Source organism: Amycolatopsis sp. (assembly GCF_035546795.1).
GTDB lineage: Bacteria > Actinomycetota > Actinomycetes > Mycobacteriales > Pseudonocardiaceae > Amycolatopsis_E.
On sequence record NZ_DASZWC010000004.1, the window covers coordinates 161,896 to 176,431 of the forward strand.

At 70.2% G+C, this 14,536-nt stretch carries 15 protein-coding genes; 10 read left to right on the top strand and 5 right to left on the bottom strand.

What is annotated here, in order from left to right:
• Nucleotides 1-4: 4 nt before the first annotated feature.
• The gene (gene cobT / locus VHD82_RS05965) at nucleotides 5-1,051 is read left to right on the top strand and encodes a nicotinate-nucleotide--dimethylbenzimidazole phosphoribosyltransferase (protein ID WP_325697822.1); all 1,047 of its coding nucleotides are present in this window, start codon (nucleotides 5-7) and stop codon (nucleotides 1,049-1,051) included.
• Nucleotides 1,052-1,091: 40 nt separating this feature from the next.
• Here the strand turns inward: cobT and VHD82_RS05970 are convergent, their stop codons facing one another.
• The gene (locus VHD82_RS05970; protein WP_325697824.1) at nucleotides 1,092-2,195 is read right to left on the bottom strand and encodes a branched-chain amino acid aminotransferase; all 1,104 of its coding nucleotides are present in this window, start codon (nucleotides 2,193-2,195) and stop codon (nucleotides 1,092-1,094) included.
• A gap of 62 nt (nucleotides 2,196-2,257) precedes the next feature.
• Here VHD82_RS05970 and VHD82_RS05975 point away from each other — a divergent pair, with 62 nt between their 5' ends.
• Nucleotides 2,258-2,536, top strand: a complete 279-nt coding sequence (locus VHD82_RS05975; protein ID WP_325697826.1) for a hypothetical protein — start codon at nucleotides 2,258-2,260, stop codon at nucleotides 2,534-2,536.
• Here VHD82_RS05975 and VHD82_RS05980 read toward each other — a convergent pair.
• Nucleotides 2,484-3,455: a hypothetical protein gene (locus VHD82_RS05980; RefSeq protein ID WP_325697828.1), complete on the bottom strand. Its 972-nt coding sequence runs from the start codon at nucleotides 3,453-3,455 to the stop codon at nucleotides 2,484-2,486. The two genes, VHD82_RS05975 and VHD82_RS05980, sit on opposite strands and share 53 nt — an antisense overlap.
• An 84-nt stretch (nucleotides 3,456-3,539) precedes the next feature.
• Here VHD82_RS05980 and VHD82_RS05985 point away from each other — a divergent pair, with 84 nt between their 5' ends.
• Complete coding sequence (locus VHD82_RS05985; protein ID WP_325697830.1) at nucleotides 3,540-5,045, top strand: leucyl aminopeptidase; 1,506 nt, start codon at nucleotides 3,540-3,542, stop codon at nucleotides 5,043-5,045.
• A 40-nt stretch (nucleotides 5,046-5,085) separates the two neighbouring features.
• Here VHD82_RS05985 and VHD82_RS05990 read toward each other — a convergent pair whose 3' ends face one another.
• The gene (locus VHD82_RS05990; protein WP_325697832.1) at nucleotides 5,086-5,418 is read right to left on the bottom strand and encodes an oxidoreductase; all 333 of its coding nucleotides are present in this window, start codon (nucleotides 5,416-5,418) and stop codon (nucleotides 5,086-5,088) included.
• Between the two features lie 189 nt (nucleotides 5,419-5,607).
• Here VHD82_RS05990 and lpdA point away from each other — a divergent pair, with 189 nt between their 5' ends.
• The 5 genes from lpdA to lipB all read left to right on the top strand — a co-directional run bounded on the left by lpdA (nucleotide 5,608) and on the right by lipB (nucleotide 11,194).
• Complete coding sequence (gene lpdA, locus VHD82_RS05995) at nucleotides 5,608-6,981, top strand: dihydrolipoyl dehydrogenase (protein WP_325697834.1); 1,374 nt, start codon at nucleotides 5,608-5,610, stop codon at nucleotides 6,979-6,981.
• A 58-nt stretch (nucleotides 6,982-7,039) separates the two neighbouring features.
• On the top strand, nucleotides 7,040-8,782 hold the full coding sequence (gene sucB / locus VHD82_RS06000) for a 2-oxoglutarate dehydrogenase, E2 component, dihydrolipoamide succinyltransferase (protein WP_325697836.1): 1,743 nt from the start codon (nucleotides 7,040-7,042) through the stop codon (nucleotides 8,780-8,782).
• Nucleotides 8,783-8,953: 171 nt separating this feature from the next.
• The gene (locus VHD82_RS06005; protein ID WP_325697838.1) at nucleotides 8,954-9,823 is read left to right on the top strand and encodes a TIGR01777 family oxidoreductase; all 870 of its coding nucleotides are present in this window, start codon (nucleotides 8,954-8,956) and stop codon (nucleotides 9,821-9,823) included.
• On the top strand, nucleotides 9,820-10,449 hold the full coding sequence (locus VHD82_RS06010; protein WP_325697840.1) for a phosphatase PAP2 family protein: 630 nt from the start codon (nucleotides 9,820-9,822) through the stop codon (nucleotides 10,447-10,449). The genes VHD82_RS06005 and VHD82_RS06010 overlap by 4 nt, the downstream gene beginning before the upstream one ends.
• Nucleotides 10,450-10,459: 10 nt before the next feature.
• Nucleotides 10,460-11,194 (top strand): lipoyl(octanoyl) transferase LipB, encoded by a 735-nt coding sequence (gene lipB / locus VHD82_RS06015; RefSeq protein WP_325697842.1) that lies wholly within the window; start codon nucleotides 10,460-10,462, stop codon nucleotides 11,192-11,194.
• Nucleotides 11,195-11,228: 34 nt separating this feature from the next.
• Here lipB and VHD82_RS06020 read toward each other — a convergent pair whose 3' ends face one another.
• Together VHD82_RS06020 and VHD82_RS06025 are read right to left on the bottom strand one after the other, a co-directional pair.
• Nucleotides 11,229-12,164: an LLM class F420-dependent oxidoreductase gene (locus VHD82_RS06020; RefSeq protein WP_325697844.1), complete on the bottom strand. Its 936-nt coding sequence runs from the start codon at nucleotides 12,162-12,164 to the stop codon at nucleotides 11,229-11,231.
• A 92-nt stretch (nucleotides 12,165-12,256) separates the two neighbouring features.
• On the bottom strand, nucleotides 12,257-12,868 hold the full coding sequence (locus VHD82_RS06025; RefSeq protein WP_325697846.1) for a TetR/AcrR family transcriptional regulator: 612 nt from the start codon (nucleotides 12,866-12,868) through the stop codon (nucleotides 12,257-12,259).
• Between the two features lie 205 nt (nucleotides 12,869-13,073).
• On the opposite strand from VHD82_RS06025, the gene VHD82_RS06030 reads away from it, so the two are divergent.
• Together VHD82_RS06030 and VHD82_RS06035 are read left to right on the top strand one after the other, a co-directional pair.
• Nucleotides 13,074-13,571: a hypothetical protein gene (locus VHD82_RS06030; RefSeq protein ID WP_325697848.1), complete on the top strand. Its 498-nt coding sequence runs from the start codon at nucleotides 13,074-13,076 to the stop codon at nucleotides 13,569-13,571.
• Nucleotides 13,572-13,590: 19 nt separating this feature from the next.
• Nucleotides 13,591-14,532, top strand: a complete 942-nt coding sequence (locus tag VHD82_RS06035) for an oxidoreductase (RefSeq protein WP_325697850.1) — start codon at nucleotides 13,591-13,593, stop codon at nucleotides 14,530-14,532.
• Nucleotides 14,533-14,536: the final 4 nt, after the last annotated feature.

The following is a 14,536-nucleotide window of genomic DNA, read 5'->3' on the forward strand; positions in this document are numbered from 1 at the left end:
CGCCGTGAGTCAACTCGAGTTCGCCGCAGTCCCCCACCCCGACGAGCTCGTGCGCGCCGAGGCCAAGCGGCGGCACGCGACGCTGATCAAACCGGTCGGCTCGCTGGGCAAGCTGGAGGAGCTGGGTGCGTGGATCGCCGCGTGCCAGGGCGTCTGCCCGCCGCGCCCGTTCACGCGGCCGCGGGTGGTCGTGTTCGCCGGTGACCATGGGGTGGCCGCGAAGGGCGTCTCGGCCTATCCCGCCGGAGTCACCGCGCAACTCGTGAACGCGCTGCTCAAGAACGAAGGCGTGCCCACCGCGCTCGCGCCCGTCGCCGGTGCCACGGTGCGGGTGGTCGACCTCGCGGTCGACGGCGAGACTGCGGCGCAGGAATTCAAGGTGCGCAAGGGATCCGGCGCCATCGACACCGAGGACGCGCTTTCGCCGGAGGAGACCGACGCCGCGCTGCGCGCCGGGATCGCCCTCGCCGACGCCGAGGTGGACGCGGGCGCCGACCTGCTCATCGCCGGTGATCTCGGGGTCGGGGTGAGCACCCCGTCCTCGGTGCTGATCGCCGCGCTCACCGGCACCGAACCGGTCGCCGTGGTCGGCCGCGGTTCCGGGATCGACGACAACGCGTGGATGCGCAAGGCCGCCGTGATCCGCGACGCGCTGCGCCGGGCGCGCACCGTGCTGACCGATCCGGTCGCGCTGCTGCGCGTGTCCTCGGGGGCCGATATCGCTGCCATGACAGGCTTTCTGGCCCAAGCCGCGATCCGGCGGACGCCGGTGCTGCTCGACGGGCTCGCGGCGAGCGCGGCCGCGCTCGTGGCCGAGGAGCTGGCGCCGAACTCGCGCGGTTGGTGGGCCGCCGCGCACCGCTGCGCCGAGCCCGCGCACGACCTGGCGCTGGACCACCTGGACCTCGAACCGATCCTCGACCTGGACATCCGGCTCGGCGAAGCGGCCGGCGCGCTGACGGCGCTGCCCGTGCTCGCGATGGCCGCCCGGCTCCTCAGCGACGTCGCCACCTACGAAGACGCCGGGGTCACCCCGCCCGAAACGCCGTGATGGCCCCGTCCGGCGGACGGGGCCATCACGAACGCATCGATCAGGACAAGCTGCTCATCCAGTTGTGCGGGTCGGGGCGGGTGCCCTCCTGGATGCCGGTCAGCTCGGCGCGCAGCTTCATGGTCAGCTCGCCGGGCTGCCCGCCGTTGACGAGGAACTCGCCACCGCCGTGCTTCACCCGGCCCACCGGCGTGATCACCGCGGCGGTACCGCACGCGAACACCTCGGTGAGCTCCCCGGACACGGCGTCCTTCTCCCACTCGCCGGTGGAGATCCGGCGTTCCTCGACCTCGTGGCCGAAGTCCTTCGCCAGTTGCAGGAGCGAGCTGCGGGTGACGCCGGGCAGCAGCGAACCGCTGAGCTCCGGGGTGACCACGCGGGCATCCGCGCCCGAGCCGTAGACGAAGAACAGGTTCATCCCGCCCATCTCCTCGACCCAGCGCCGCTCCGCCGCGTCGAGCCAGACCACCTGGTCACAGCCCTGCTCCACGGCCTGCGTCTGCGCGACGAAGGACGCCGCGTAGTTGCCGGCGAACTTCGCGGCCCCGGTACCGCCGGGCGCCGCCCGCACGTACTCGGTGGACAGCCACACACTCACCGGCTTCACGCCACCGGTGAAGTAGCTGCCCGCGGGGGAGGCGATCAGCAGGTACAGGTACTCGCTGGCGGGCGCGTTCACGCCGAGGCCCACCGACGTGGAGATCATGAACGGGCGCAGGTACAGGCTCTCCCCCGGCGTGCCGGGCACCCAGCGGTTGTCCACCGTCACGAGCTCGCGCAGCGAACCGAGGAACAACTCGTCCGGCAGCTCCGGCATCGCGATGCGGCGCGCCGAATCGCGGAACCGGGCCGCGTTGGCCTCGGGCCGGAAGGCGGCGATGGCGCCGTCCGGCTGGCGGTACGCCTTGAGCCCCTCGAAGATGGCCTGCGCGTAGTGCAGGACCGACGTGGCCGGGTCGAGCGTGATCGGCTCGTAGGCACGCACGGCCAGGTCGTGCCAACCCTGCTCGGTGCTCCAGCGCGCGCTGACCATGTTGTCGGTGAAGTACGTCCCGAAGCCAGGCTTCGCCAGTACCTCCGCTACCCGCTCCGCGGACGCGGGAGTCGGGTTCGGGGTACGGGTGAAAGGCATCGTGGTCGTCATGACCGCCAGAATATCTCTTAGTCGGACGTCCGAGAATCCATCCTCCCTCTACGATCGGACAGGTGACCACAAACAGTGTGTCCGCCGGAACCGGGTCGGACGTCCGCACTTTCGCCGCTGCCCTGCTGCTCACGTATGGTGCCGGGACCCTGATCCTGGTCGGCTACCTGCTGCTCTCCGGCGTCTTCGGCGGCATCCTCGGCCTGGTCGCCGCGGTCTTCGGCGTGGTGTGGTGGCGCAGCCTGCACGACAAGGTCTTCCCGCGCGACCTGCCGGTGAAGTCGGTGGTCATCCTGTTCGTGGTGGACGTGGTGCTGACGGTGCTCGCGTTCGTGCTGTAACCCCCAGCGCCAGCACCAGGACGGCCAGCAGCAGGTACCTGGGCGGCACCCAGGCCAGCAGCGTGATGGCCAGCGCGGCGGCGAGCACGGCCCGCACGTCGCGGCCCTGGGCCGAAATGGTGAGCAGGTTGACGATCAGCACCTCGGCCAGCGCCAGCGCGGCCACCAGCAGCAGCGCCTGCTCGGGTTCGAGTAGTGCGGCTCCGACGGCAGCGGCCAGTCCACAAGCGACAGCACCCGGCCGGCGCGGCAGATCCGCACGGGCTCCGGCCAGTGCCCGCAGCGCCGCCGGAACGGTCGCGACCACGACAATTCCGGCCAGCAGCGGGTAAAGCGGCTGTCCGTCGACGGCGGCCAGCAGATCCCGCACGGGCACCTTGGACAGTCCAAGGCGGACCGGGCCGAGCTGGTAGAGCGCCGCGGCGCACACCGCGGGCACGGCGGCGAGCGAGCCGAGATTTCGCTTGTTCAGCAAGGGAAACAGCGCCGCGCCGGCCGCGAACATGCCGGTGAAGGCCTGGTGCTCGCCGGCGCCGCGTTCGGGCGAGATCGCGAGGCACAACGCGACCAATCCGGCCGCGCCGACCAGCAGGATGCCCAGCAGCCAGCCACGGGCGTAGCGCGGCAGCGAAAAGCCGAGCGCGTCGGCGATCGTGACGAGCAGGACCAGCACCACGGCGGCGATCCGAGGCTGTCCGGGCACGAGGTACGCGGCGAAAACCGAGGCGAACAACGGCATTCCGGCCAGCCGGACCACCATCCGCGTCCCGGCGACGAGCGGCTCCGCGCGGTGCGGTACTTCGGCGCACGGCGTGAGCCACGCGAGCAGACCGGCCAGCACCACTCCGGCCAGTAGCCACCAGCCGCCGGCCGCTGCGCCGACAGCCAGCGCGATCAGCAGCCCCGCGCCGACCTGCACGCCCGCCACCTGCCTTTCTGCGTTCCACCCGCCCTCATTAGCATGGCTCACGATCACCCGACGTCCGCGCGCGAGGAGCCATAAGTGACCGTGCCGAAGTTTGCCCTGTACGAAAACGCCGACGCCGCTCTGGGGAAGAGCCGGGCCGAGGTCGTCCTGATCGGCGTCATCCAGGGTGAGCAGGCGCCTGCGCTCGCGCCCGGCGCCGAGGCCGTGGACGCGGCCTTCGACGGCAAGCTGGCGAGCGTGCTCTCATCGCTCGGCGCGAGCGGCAAGGCCGAAGAAATCACCAAGCTGCCGACGCTGGGCAAGCTGAACGCCGACGTCGTACTGGCCGTCGGTCTCGGCAAGGCGGCCGACGACGGTTCGGTGGGCCAGGAGCAGATCCGTCGCGCCGCGGGTGCCGCGGGGCGCGCGCTGAGCGGCACCGCCCGCGCTCTGGTGCTGCTGTCGTCGCTGGACCTGCAGGCGGCGGTCGAAGGGATCGCGCTGGGCGCGTACAAGTTCACCGAGTACAAGTCCTCGGCCGGTGACGCGCCGGTGGCGGCGGTGGACTTCGTGCAGCCGGCCGAGGGCCCGAACAAGGCGCACAAGGCCACCCTGAAGGCGGCCACCGCGATCGCCGAAGCGGTCATCACCACCCGCGACCTGATCAACACCCCGCCCAACGACCTGTTCCCCGCGTCCTTCGCCGAGCGCGCGAAGAAGCTCGCCGAAACGGCCGGCCTCGAGTTCGAGGTACTCGACGAGAAAGCCTTGAAGCGCAAGGGTTTCGGCGGCATCCTCGGCGTCGGCGGCGGGTCTTCGCGGCCGCCGCGGCTGCTGCGCGTGAGCTACCAGGGGCCGAAGGCAGGCAAGAAGGTCGCGCTCGTCGGCAAGGGCATCACGTTCGACTCCGGCGGCATCTCGATCAAGCCCGCGGCGAACATGGACCACATGACCTCCGACATGTCGGGCGCGGCGGCCGTGCTCGCGTCGGTGGTGCTCGCGTCGAAGCTCAAGTACCCGCTCGAGGTCACCGCGCACATCCCGCTGGCGGAGAACCTGCCCTCGGGCACTTCGTACCGGCCTGGCGACGTGCTCAGCATGTACGGCGGCAAGACCGTCGAGGTGCTCAACACCGACGCCGAAGGCCGCCTCGTGCTGGCCGACGCGATCGTGCGCGCCGCCGAGGAGGACCCGGACTACCTGATCGAGACCTCCACGCTGACCGGCGCGCAGGTCGTGGCGCTGGGCAACCGCACGGCCGGGATCATGGGCTCGGACGAGTTCCGGGACCGGGTGGCCGCGATCGCCCAGGCCACCGGTGAGGGCGGCTGGGCCATGCCGCTGCCCGAGGAGCTGCGCGGCGAGCTGGACTCGCGGCTGGCCGACCTGGCGAACGTGACCGGGCACCGCTGGGGCGGGATGCTCGCCGCCGGGATCTTCCTGCGGGAGTTCGTGGCCGAGGGCCTACCGTGGGCGCACATCGACATCGCGGGCCCGTCGTTCAACACCGGCGGCCCGTGGGGCTACACCGGCAAGGGCGGCACCGGCGTCCCGGTTCGCACCATCGCCGCGGTGCTCGCGGACATCGCCGAAAACGACTGATGGGACACCTGGTCCCCACTCCTGGCGAGGGGACCGGGCCTCAGCCCTGGGCTTTCTTCATGCGCTGGGTGTACTCGCGCATCCGGTTCGGGTAGCCGACCTTGGCCACCTCGTACACCGGGATGCCGCGCTTGCGGCCGAACTGCTGGGCGGCGTCCGGGCTGCCGATGCGCCGGCGCGTCCACTCGCCGTCGTGGGCGATCAGCACCACGGTGGTTTCGGTGACGGTGGTGCGCGGCTCCACGTACGCCTCGACCCCGCGCCGCGTGGCCGCCCACTCTTCGAGGTGCTTCGTGTCACGCTCGCTGGCGCCACGCGTCGTGCCCGGTCTGTTCTTCCTGCGGAGGGAACTGAACAGCCCCACCTCGACCACCCCATCTCGGACCTTGTCAACACCATTATCCCGGCGGCGCGGAGTGCTCCCGTCTGTGGTCACCGGCACTGCCGCCTCGGTCGCAGACGCGAACGTCCTAGTGACAAGATGATGAGGGTCCCGACGTAACACGACGTTGAGCGGACGACAAGACGAGCATCGCCGATGAGCTCCTCGAGGAGAGTTGAAGTGACCGACGCTGGCGCCGACCTGGTGATCCTTGGTGGCGGATCAGGCGGCTACGCCGCGGCCTTCCGTGCCGCGGAGCTGGGCCAATCCGTAGTCCTGGTGGAGAAGGACAAGCTGGGCGGGACGTGCCTGCATCGCGGCTGCATCCCGACGAAGGCGCTGCTGCACGCCGCTGAGGTCGCCGACACCGCCCGCGACGGCGAGCAGTTCGGGGTCAAGACCACCCTCGAGGGCGTCGACATCGCCGGCGTCAACAAGTACAAGGACACCATCATCTCGCGCCTCTACAAGGGGCTGCAGGGGCTGGCCAAGGCGCATCAGGTCACCCTGGTCGAGGGCACCGGCACCTACGTCGGCGGCACCACGGTCGAGGTCGACGGCCGGCGCTACACCGGCAAGAACCTGATCCTGGCCACCGGCTCGTACTCCAGGACCCTGCCGGGCCTGGAGCTGGGCGGCCGGATCATCGCCAGCGAGGACGCGCTGTCGCTGGACTACATCCCGGAGAAGGTCGTCGTGCTCGGCGGCGGCGTGATCGGGGTCGAGTTCGCCAGCGTGTGGGCCTCCTTCGGGGTGGACGTCACCATCGTCGAGGCGCTGCCGCGGCTGGTCCCCAACGAGGACGAGTTCGCCTCCAAGCAGCTCGAGCGCGCGTTCCGCCGCCGCAAGATCGGCTTCAAGACCGGCGTGAAGTTCACCGGTGCCAAGCAGGACGCCAACGGCGTGAGCGTTTCGCTGGAGACCGGCGAAACCCTGGAGGCCGACCTGCTGCTGGTGGCCGTCGGCCGCGGCCCGAACACCGCGGGCCACGGCTACGAGGAGGCCGGGGTCAGGATGGAGCGCGGCTTCGTGCTCACCGACGACCGGCTCCGCACCAACATCCCGAACGTGTACGCGGTCGGCGACATCGTGCCCGGCCTGCAGCTCGCGCACCGCGGGTTCGCGCAGGGCATCTTCGTGGCCGAGGAGATCGCGGGGCAGAACCCGCGCGCGATCGACGAGGCGGGCATCCCGCGCGTCACCTACTCGCACCCGGAGGTCGCCTCGGTGGGGCTGACCGAGGCCGCCGCGAAGGACAAGTACGGCTCCGGCGTCACCACGTTCACCTACGACCTCGCCGGCAACGGCAAGAGCCAGATCCTCAAGACCTCCGGCGCGGTGAAGCTGGTGAAGGCGCCGGACGGCCCCGTGGTCGGCCTGCACCTCGTCGGCGACCGGGTCGGCGAGCTGATCGGCGAGGCGCAGCTCATCTACAACTGGGAGGCCTTCCCGGAGGACGTCGCCCCGCTGATCCACGCCCACCCCACCCAGACCGAGGCCCTCGGCGAAGCACACCTTGCCCTCGCGGGCAAGCCACTGCACGTGCACAGCTGACGAACCTCTCGAAACCACAGACCGCAGCAACACGAGATTCAAAGGGAGTCAGCGAACGATGGCCTACTCCGTCACATTGCCGGAGCTCGGGGAGAGCGTCACGGAGGGCACAGTCACCCGGTGGCTGAAGCAGGAAGGTGACAGCGTAGCGGTGGACGAGCCGCTACTGGAGATCTCCACCGACAAGGTCGACACCGAGGTTCCCTCGCCGGTCGCCGGTGTGGTGCAGCGGATCGTCGCCAAGGAAGACGAGACCGTCGAGGTCGGCGGCGAGCTCGCCGTGATCGACGACGGCTCCGGCGGTGGCGAGGCCGCGGCCCCGGCGCAGGAAAGCAAGCCGGAACCCGAGCCCGAGCCCGAGCCGCAGCAGCAGGAGGCGCCCGCGGCGCAGGAGTCCGCTCCGGCCGCGCGGCCGTCGTCCGGTGGTTCGGCGAGCGGCACCCCGGTGACCCTGCCGGAGCTGGGCGAGAGCGTCACGGAGGGCACCGTCACCCGCTGGCTCAAGCAGGTCGGTGACTCGGTGGCGGTCGACGAGCCGCTACTGGAGATCTCCACCGACAAGGTCGACACCGAGGTGCCTTCCCCGGTCGCCGGCACGCTGCTGGAGATCAGCGTGAACGAGGACGAGACGGTCGAGGTCGGCGGGCAGCTCGCCGTCATCGGCGACGCCTCGGCCGCGCCCGCGCAGCAGGCTCCCGAGCCCGAGCCGCAGAAGGCCCCGGAGCCGAAGCCCGAGCCGGTGCAGGAGTCCAAGCCCGAGCCCACGCCGCAGCCCGCCGCGCAGGCCCCTGCTCCGCAGGCTCCCGCTCCGCAGGCCGCCCCGGCGGCCGCGCAGGCCGAGTCGGACGGCAGCGGCCCGTACGTCACGCCGCTGGTCCGCAAGCTGGCCACCGAGCACGGCATCGACCTGGCCTCGCTGACCGGCAGCGGCGTCGGCGGCCGGATCCGTAAGCAGGACGTGCTCGCGGCCGCGGAGGCCAAGCAGCAGAAGCAGCCTGCCGCCGCCGCGCCCAGCGCACCCGCGGCGCAGCGTCCGAGCGCCCCGGCCGCGGCCGGGGCTTCGCCCGAGCTGGCCGCGCTTCGCGGCACGGTGCAGAAGGCGAGCCGGATCCGTCAGGTCATCGCGCAGCGCACCCGTGAGTCGCTGCAGACCTCGGCGCAGCTCACCCAGGTGTTCGAGGTGGACGTCACCAAGGTCGCCCGGCTGCGCCAGCAGGCGAAGTCGGCGTTCCAGGAGCGCGAGGGCGTCAAGCTGACGTTCCTGCCGTTCTTCGCCAAGGCGACCGTGGAGGCGCTCAAGCAGCACCCGAACATCAACGCCTACCTCAACGAGGAGTCCAAGGAGATCACGTACTTCGGCGATGAGCACCTCGCCGTCGCCGTCGACACCGACAAGGGCCTGATCTCCCCGGTCATCCACAACGCGGGCGAGCTGAACCTGGCCGGCCTGGCGCGCGGTATCGCGGACCTCGCGGCCCGCACCCGTGCGAACAAGGTCAAGCCGGACGAGCTCTCGGGCGGCACCTTCACGGTGACCAACCTGGGCAGCAACGGCGCGCTGTTCGACACCCCGATCATCAACCAGCCGCAGTCCGGGATCCTGGGCGTCGGCGCGGTGGTGAAGCGGCCGGTCGTGGTGACCGACGCCGAGGGACAGGACACGATCGCGATCCGGTCGATGGCCTACCTGGCGCTGACCTACGACCACCGCCTGATCGACGGTGCCGACGCCGGCCGGTTCCTGACCACCATCAAGAACCGCCTGGAAGAGGGCCACTTCGAGGACGAGCTCGGCCTCTGAAAAGCCTGAGGTGAGGAGGCGCTCCGCCGTACTGGCGGGGCGCCTTCTGCTTTGCCGATCCGGCCAAAAGCAGGCGGATACGGTCCGGAGCCGATCTGCTGAAGACACCGTTTCCGCCGTGGCTGTGGTCGGATTGGCAACGATCAGCACCGTGTGCTTAAGGTTGAGGACATGCGAGTGCTGGTCGCGGGATCCCGCGGGCTCATCGGCAATCCGTTGATCACCGCGCTGCGCGGGGCCGGGCACGAGGTGCGCAGGCTGGTCCGCGGCAAGGGCGAGTACAGCTGGGATCCGCCGGCCGGCCGGATCGACGAGCGTGCCCTCGAAGGCGTCGACGTGGTGGTCAACCTGTGCGGCTCCTCGATGGGGCTGCGGTGGAGCGCGGCACGCAAGCAGATGATCGTGGACAGCCGCGTCGAGCCGACGGAAGTACTCGCCGAAACGGTCGCCGAACATCGGGTCCCGGTGCTGGTGAACGCTTCCGCGGTCGGCTTCTACGGCGACGCGGGCGACCGGCTGCTGACCGAGGACTCCCCGCGCGGGCAAGGGTTTCTGGCCGATCTGGCGGGAGCGTGGGAGGGCGCCACAGCGCCTGCGTCGCGGGCGGGCACCCGGGTGGTCAACCTGCGCACCGGGTTGGTCCTCAGTGGACGGGGCGGGCTGCTGCAGCCGCTGAAACCGTTGTTCTGGCTGGGTTTGGGCGGCAGGCTCGGTTCGGGGCGGCAGTACATGCCGTGGATCAGCCTGCGTGACGAGGTGTCCGCGATCCGGTTCGCGATCGAGCACGAAACCGTGTCCGGCCCGGTGAACCTGTGCAACCCGAACCCGGCCACCAACGCCGAGTTCACCAAGGCGCTCGGCCGCGCGCTGAACCGTCCCGCGCCGTGGTGGGTGCCCGCGTTCGCGTTGCGGACCGCGCTCGGCGAGACCGCGGACGAGATGGCGCTGGTTTCGCAGCGGGCGGTACCGGAAGTGTTGCAGAAGGCCGGTTTCTCCTTCGCCGACACCACCTTGGACTCCGCGCTGGCGGCCACATCTTGACCCGCTGGCTCGGTTCCGGCGTGCTCACGCTGGCTTTGTTCGTAGCGCTGGGCGTCGCGGTCACCGCGCATCCGCTCGGGATCGACCTGTCGGTCGCGGGCGCGTTCCAGGGCTGGTGGCGTGGCACGTTCGGCCAGGTCACGACGGTGGTCAGCGACTGGTTCGGGCTGGTGATCCCCGCGGTGTTCGCCGCCGGGATGCTGGTCGCGGCGGCCCTGTGCTGGTATCGGGGGCGCCGCCGGGACGCGCTCGTCATCGTGCGGGTGCTGGTCGTCTACGCGCTGTGCCGGCTCACCAGTCCGCTCGGCAAACCGTTGTTCGTACGGGTGCGGCCACGGGTGTACGCCGAATTCTCGTATCCCAGCGGCCATGTGGTTTCCGCCGCGAGCGCCGGGCTGGCGGCGGTGCTGCTGTGCGTGTGGCTCGCCCCGGCGGTGACGAAATGGGTGGCTTCGGTCGCCGGTGTCTGGACGGTTCTGGTCGCGGTGACCCGGCTGATCCTCGGCGTGCACTGGCTGACCGACACGGTCGGCGCGGTGCTGGCGGTGCTCGGTGTGGGGCTCATCGCGGCGAGTGTGCTGCGGCTCCTACCGGGACCCGTATCCGCGCGCGCGGACGCGGCGTAGCCTGCGAAACGTGAGTGTTCCGTCCTGCCGCGCCGCCAGGGAGCCGGTCGACGTCCGTCCGATCGGCACCATCGACTACCTCGAAGCCTGGGAACTGCAACGGTCCTACGTCAACGCCAGAGCCGACGGTGCAGGCCCGGACACGATGTTGCTGCTGGAGCATCCGTCGGTGTACACGGCGGGCAAGCGCACCGAGCCCGAGGACAGGCCGCAGGACGGCACCCCGGTCATCGACGTGGACCGCGGCGGCAAGATCACCTGGCACGGCCCCGGCCAGCTGGTCGGGTACCCGATCATCAAGCTCGGCGACCCGATCGACGTCGTGCACTACGTGCGGCGGCTGGAAGAGGCGCTGATCAAGGTATGCGACCAGTTCGGCGTGCACACCGGCCGCGTCGAGGGCCGCAGCGGGGTCTGGGTGCCTGCCGACGACCGCGGGCCGGAACGCAAGATCGCCGCGATCGGCATCCGCGTGCAGCGCGGGGTGACCATGCACGGGTTCGAGCTCAACTGCAACGCGGACCTGACGGCGTTCGACAAGATCGTGCCCTGCGGGATCCGCGACGCCGGCGTGACCTCGCTGTCGTTCGAACTGGAGCGGAACGTGACCGTGGCCGAGGCGCTGCCGCTGGCGCGTGACGCCGTGCTGGCCGCGCTCGACGGCGAACTCCCGGTGAGCGAAGACCGCTGGCTGCCGCGGCCGCAAGCGCCGGCCGCGCCCGGCGTCACGTTCGCGTTGTCCTGAGAGACGCCCCGGCCGGGGCGTCTCTCAGGGGTGCTCAGCCCAGCTGCGGAGCCAGCTTCGACGCGATCAGCGTGATGTGGTCGAGGTCGGCGAGGTCCAGCACCTGGAAGTAGAGCCGGGTGATCCCGCTTTCCTCGCGGACACGGCCGATCTTGTCGGCCACCTCGGCCGGGGTGCCGGCCAGGCCGTTCTTCTTGAGTTCCGCCAGATCGCGGCCGATCGCTTCGGCGCGGCGGGTGACCTCTGCGTCGTCCCGGCCCACGCACACGGTGTACGCGACGGAACGGGTGATTTCCTTGGGGTCACGCCCGATCTCGCGCGCCGCGGCTTCGACGCGCTCGAACTGCGCCTTGGCCGTGGCCGCGTCGGCGAAGGGCAGGTTGAACTCGTCGGCGAAGCGCGCGGCCAGCGCCGGGGTGCGCTTCTTGCCCTGGCCGCCGATGATCACCGGCGGACGCGGGGTCTGCGCCGGCTTCGGCAGCCCGGGCGCGTCCTTGAGCTGGTAGTGCTGCCCGGCGAAGCTGAACGTCTCGCCGACCGGGGTTTCCCACAGGCCGGTGATGATCTCCAGCTGCTCGGCGTAGAGGTCGAAGCGCTCCTTCAGCGGCGGCAGGTCGATGCCGTAGGCGGAGTGCTCGGCGTCGAACCAGCCGGAACCGAGACCGAGCTCGACCCGCCCGCCGGACATCTGGTCCACCTGGGCGGCCGAGATCGCGAGCACCGAAGGATGCCGGAAGGTGGCCGCGGTGACCAGCGTACCCAGCCGGATCCGGGTGGTCTCGCGGGCCAGCGCGCCGAGGGTGACCCAGGCATCGGTCGGGCCGGGCAGGCCGGAGGCCGAGCCCATCGCGAGGAAGTGGTCGGACCGGAAGAACGCGTCGAACCCGGCGTCCTCGGTGGTTTTCGCGACCGCGAGCAAATCGTCGTAGCTGGCCCCCTGCTGGGGCTCGGTGAAGATCCGTAAGTCCACGACGCCACACTACTGCGCCATTCATGACCAATCCGGCCACAGTTACGGCTTATCAGGCAAACGTAGGCAGGCTGCCAGTTGATCAGGTGGGCCTACTTTTGGCCGGATTGGTCACCGGTTCGCCGCACCCTTGTGAGCAGCTGCACGATGACCGTCTCGACCTGCTTGCCGACCTTCTTCGGGTCCGGGGAGCGGGCGATTTCGGTGGCCGCCGAGGAAAGGGCGCCGAACAGCAGGCGCGAGGTGATCTCCACGGGCACCTCGTCCACTTCACCGGCGTCGATGAGGTCCTCGAGGCTGGAGCGGATCAGCCCGAAGCTCGCCCTGTCCTCGGCTTCGCGCCAGCGTTCCCAGCCCATCACGACCGGGCCCTCGTGAATGGCAATACGCTGATAAGCGGGATCGAGGCAGCTGGAAATGAATTCGCGCAGCCCGCGCAAAGCACGTTCCCAGGGCGCCTCCGGCCCTTGCATGATTTCTTCCAGGCGCCCGAAAACCGCGCTTTCGACCTTCGCGAAAGCCGCCTCGAAAAGCGCCTGCTTACCGCTGAAGTGGTGGTACAGCGCGCCTTTGGTCACTCTCGCCCGCTTCGCCACCTCATCCAGCGAGGTGCCGGCGTAACCGCGCTTTGTGAACAGTTCCACCGCGCTGTCCACCAGCGCCGAACGAGTGGACTCGGAATAGTCGAGCCGCCTGGACCGCATTGTCGCCACCCTCACAGCCTACGCCCGGACCCCGTTCACATACCCGTGGTATGTTGGCCGTGTTGGGACATACCGCCGGTATGCAGAAAACCCAGAGTATGGCCGGGGTCACACAGAGGGGACGACCCATGAGCGAGCCTGCGAGCGAATCATCCAACACTGCGCCCCCAGGGAATGGGGCACTGAACGCCAGTGAGGTGAGCGCATGAGCTGGACTGACCACTATCGCCGCCGAGACATTGCCGAGACCGTGTTGCGCAAGGCCGCGCGCGATCCCCAAGGGCCGCTGCCCTTCGCGGAGATCCCCGGCGCGGAGCAGGCCTTCGGCACCGAAGAACAACTACTGCTCTACCTGCACTACCGCTGGACTCAGCTGCTCAGCGGCTACCTGCGGGTGGAGTTCGCCAACGAGACCGAGAGCGTCGACGCCGCCCGTCGCGCTTGGCGGAAGGCCGTCACCGAGCACCGCGGGCTGCACGAAGTCCTGGAAGCCAACGTCGGCCGCTACGAGTCGCTTCGCCGCGTGCATGAGACCGGGCTGCGCACCCTCGCGGTCGCTGCCGGACTCGCGGACCCTGGCGAGCCGCTCGACGAGATCACCCGGATCGGCTCGGCGTTCGTCGCGCTGATCGACGAGGGCAGCAAACCGAGGGCACGTAACGGATTGGGCAGCCTGCTACGGATGCTCGCGCCCAGCGCCTGATCTGTAGTTAAGTACCAGCATGAGTTGGACCGACGCCGACATTCCAGACCAGTCGGACCGGACGGTGCTCATCACGGGCGCCAACTCCGGCCTCGGCCTGCGCAGTGCGCAAGCATTGGCTGCGAAGGGCGCGAGAGTACTGCTGGCCTGCCGTTCACCGGAACGCGGCCGGCAGGCGTTGCACACCGTGCAGGCGGTCGCACAGACCGAGCCGAGACTGATCAAACTGGACCTGGCCGACCTCGGTTCCGTCCGGCAGACCGCGGCCGAGGTGCGCGAGCTCACCGGAGACGCGCTGGACGTGCTGATGAACAACGCCGGCGTGATGGCCACCCCGAAGGGCCTCACCACCGACGGGTTCGAGCTGCAGTTCGGCACCAACTACCTCGGCCCCGCGGCGCTGACCTGGCTGCTGATGCCAGCGCTGCGCGGCGGCAAAGACGCCCGCGTGATCACCATGTCGAGCCTCGCCGCCCACGGCGGGCGCCTCGACCTGCGGGACCCGAACTTCGAGCACCGGCGTTACAACCCGGGCGTCGCGTACAGCCAGTCCAAGATCGCCAACCAGGTGTTCGCGCTGGAACTGGACCGCAGGCTGCGCGCCGACGACGAGCCGGTCATCAGCGTCGCCGCGCACCCCGGCTACACGGCGACCAATCTCACCTCGTCGATGGCGCGCTCCTACCCGAACGCACTCGTGCGCTCGGTGGTCGAGAACGTCACGCGCGCGGGCAATTTCCTGCTCGCGCAGAACGTCAAGACGGGCGCGCTCCCGCAGCTGTACGCGGCCACCGCGGCGGGGGTGAACGGCGGGGACTACATCGGCCCGGCCAACTTCGCCCACATGCGCGGTGCGCCCACCGTCGTGCAGCCGATGCGGGTCGCGCTGGACCACGCGACGGGTATCGCGTTGTGGGAGCTGACCGCGAAGTTGACGGGGATCACGCCGGACCCGGCATAGGCCC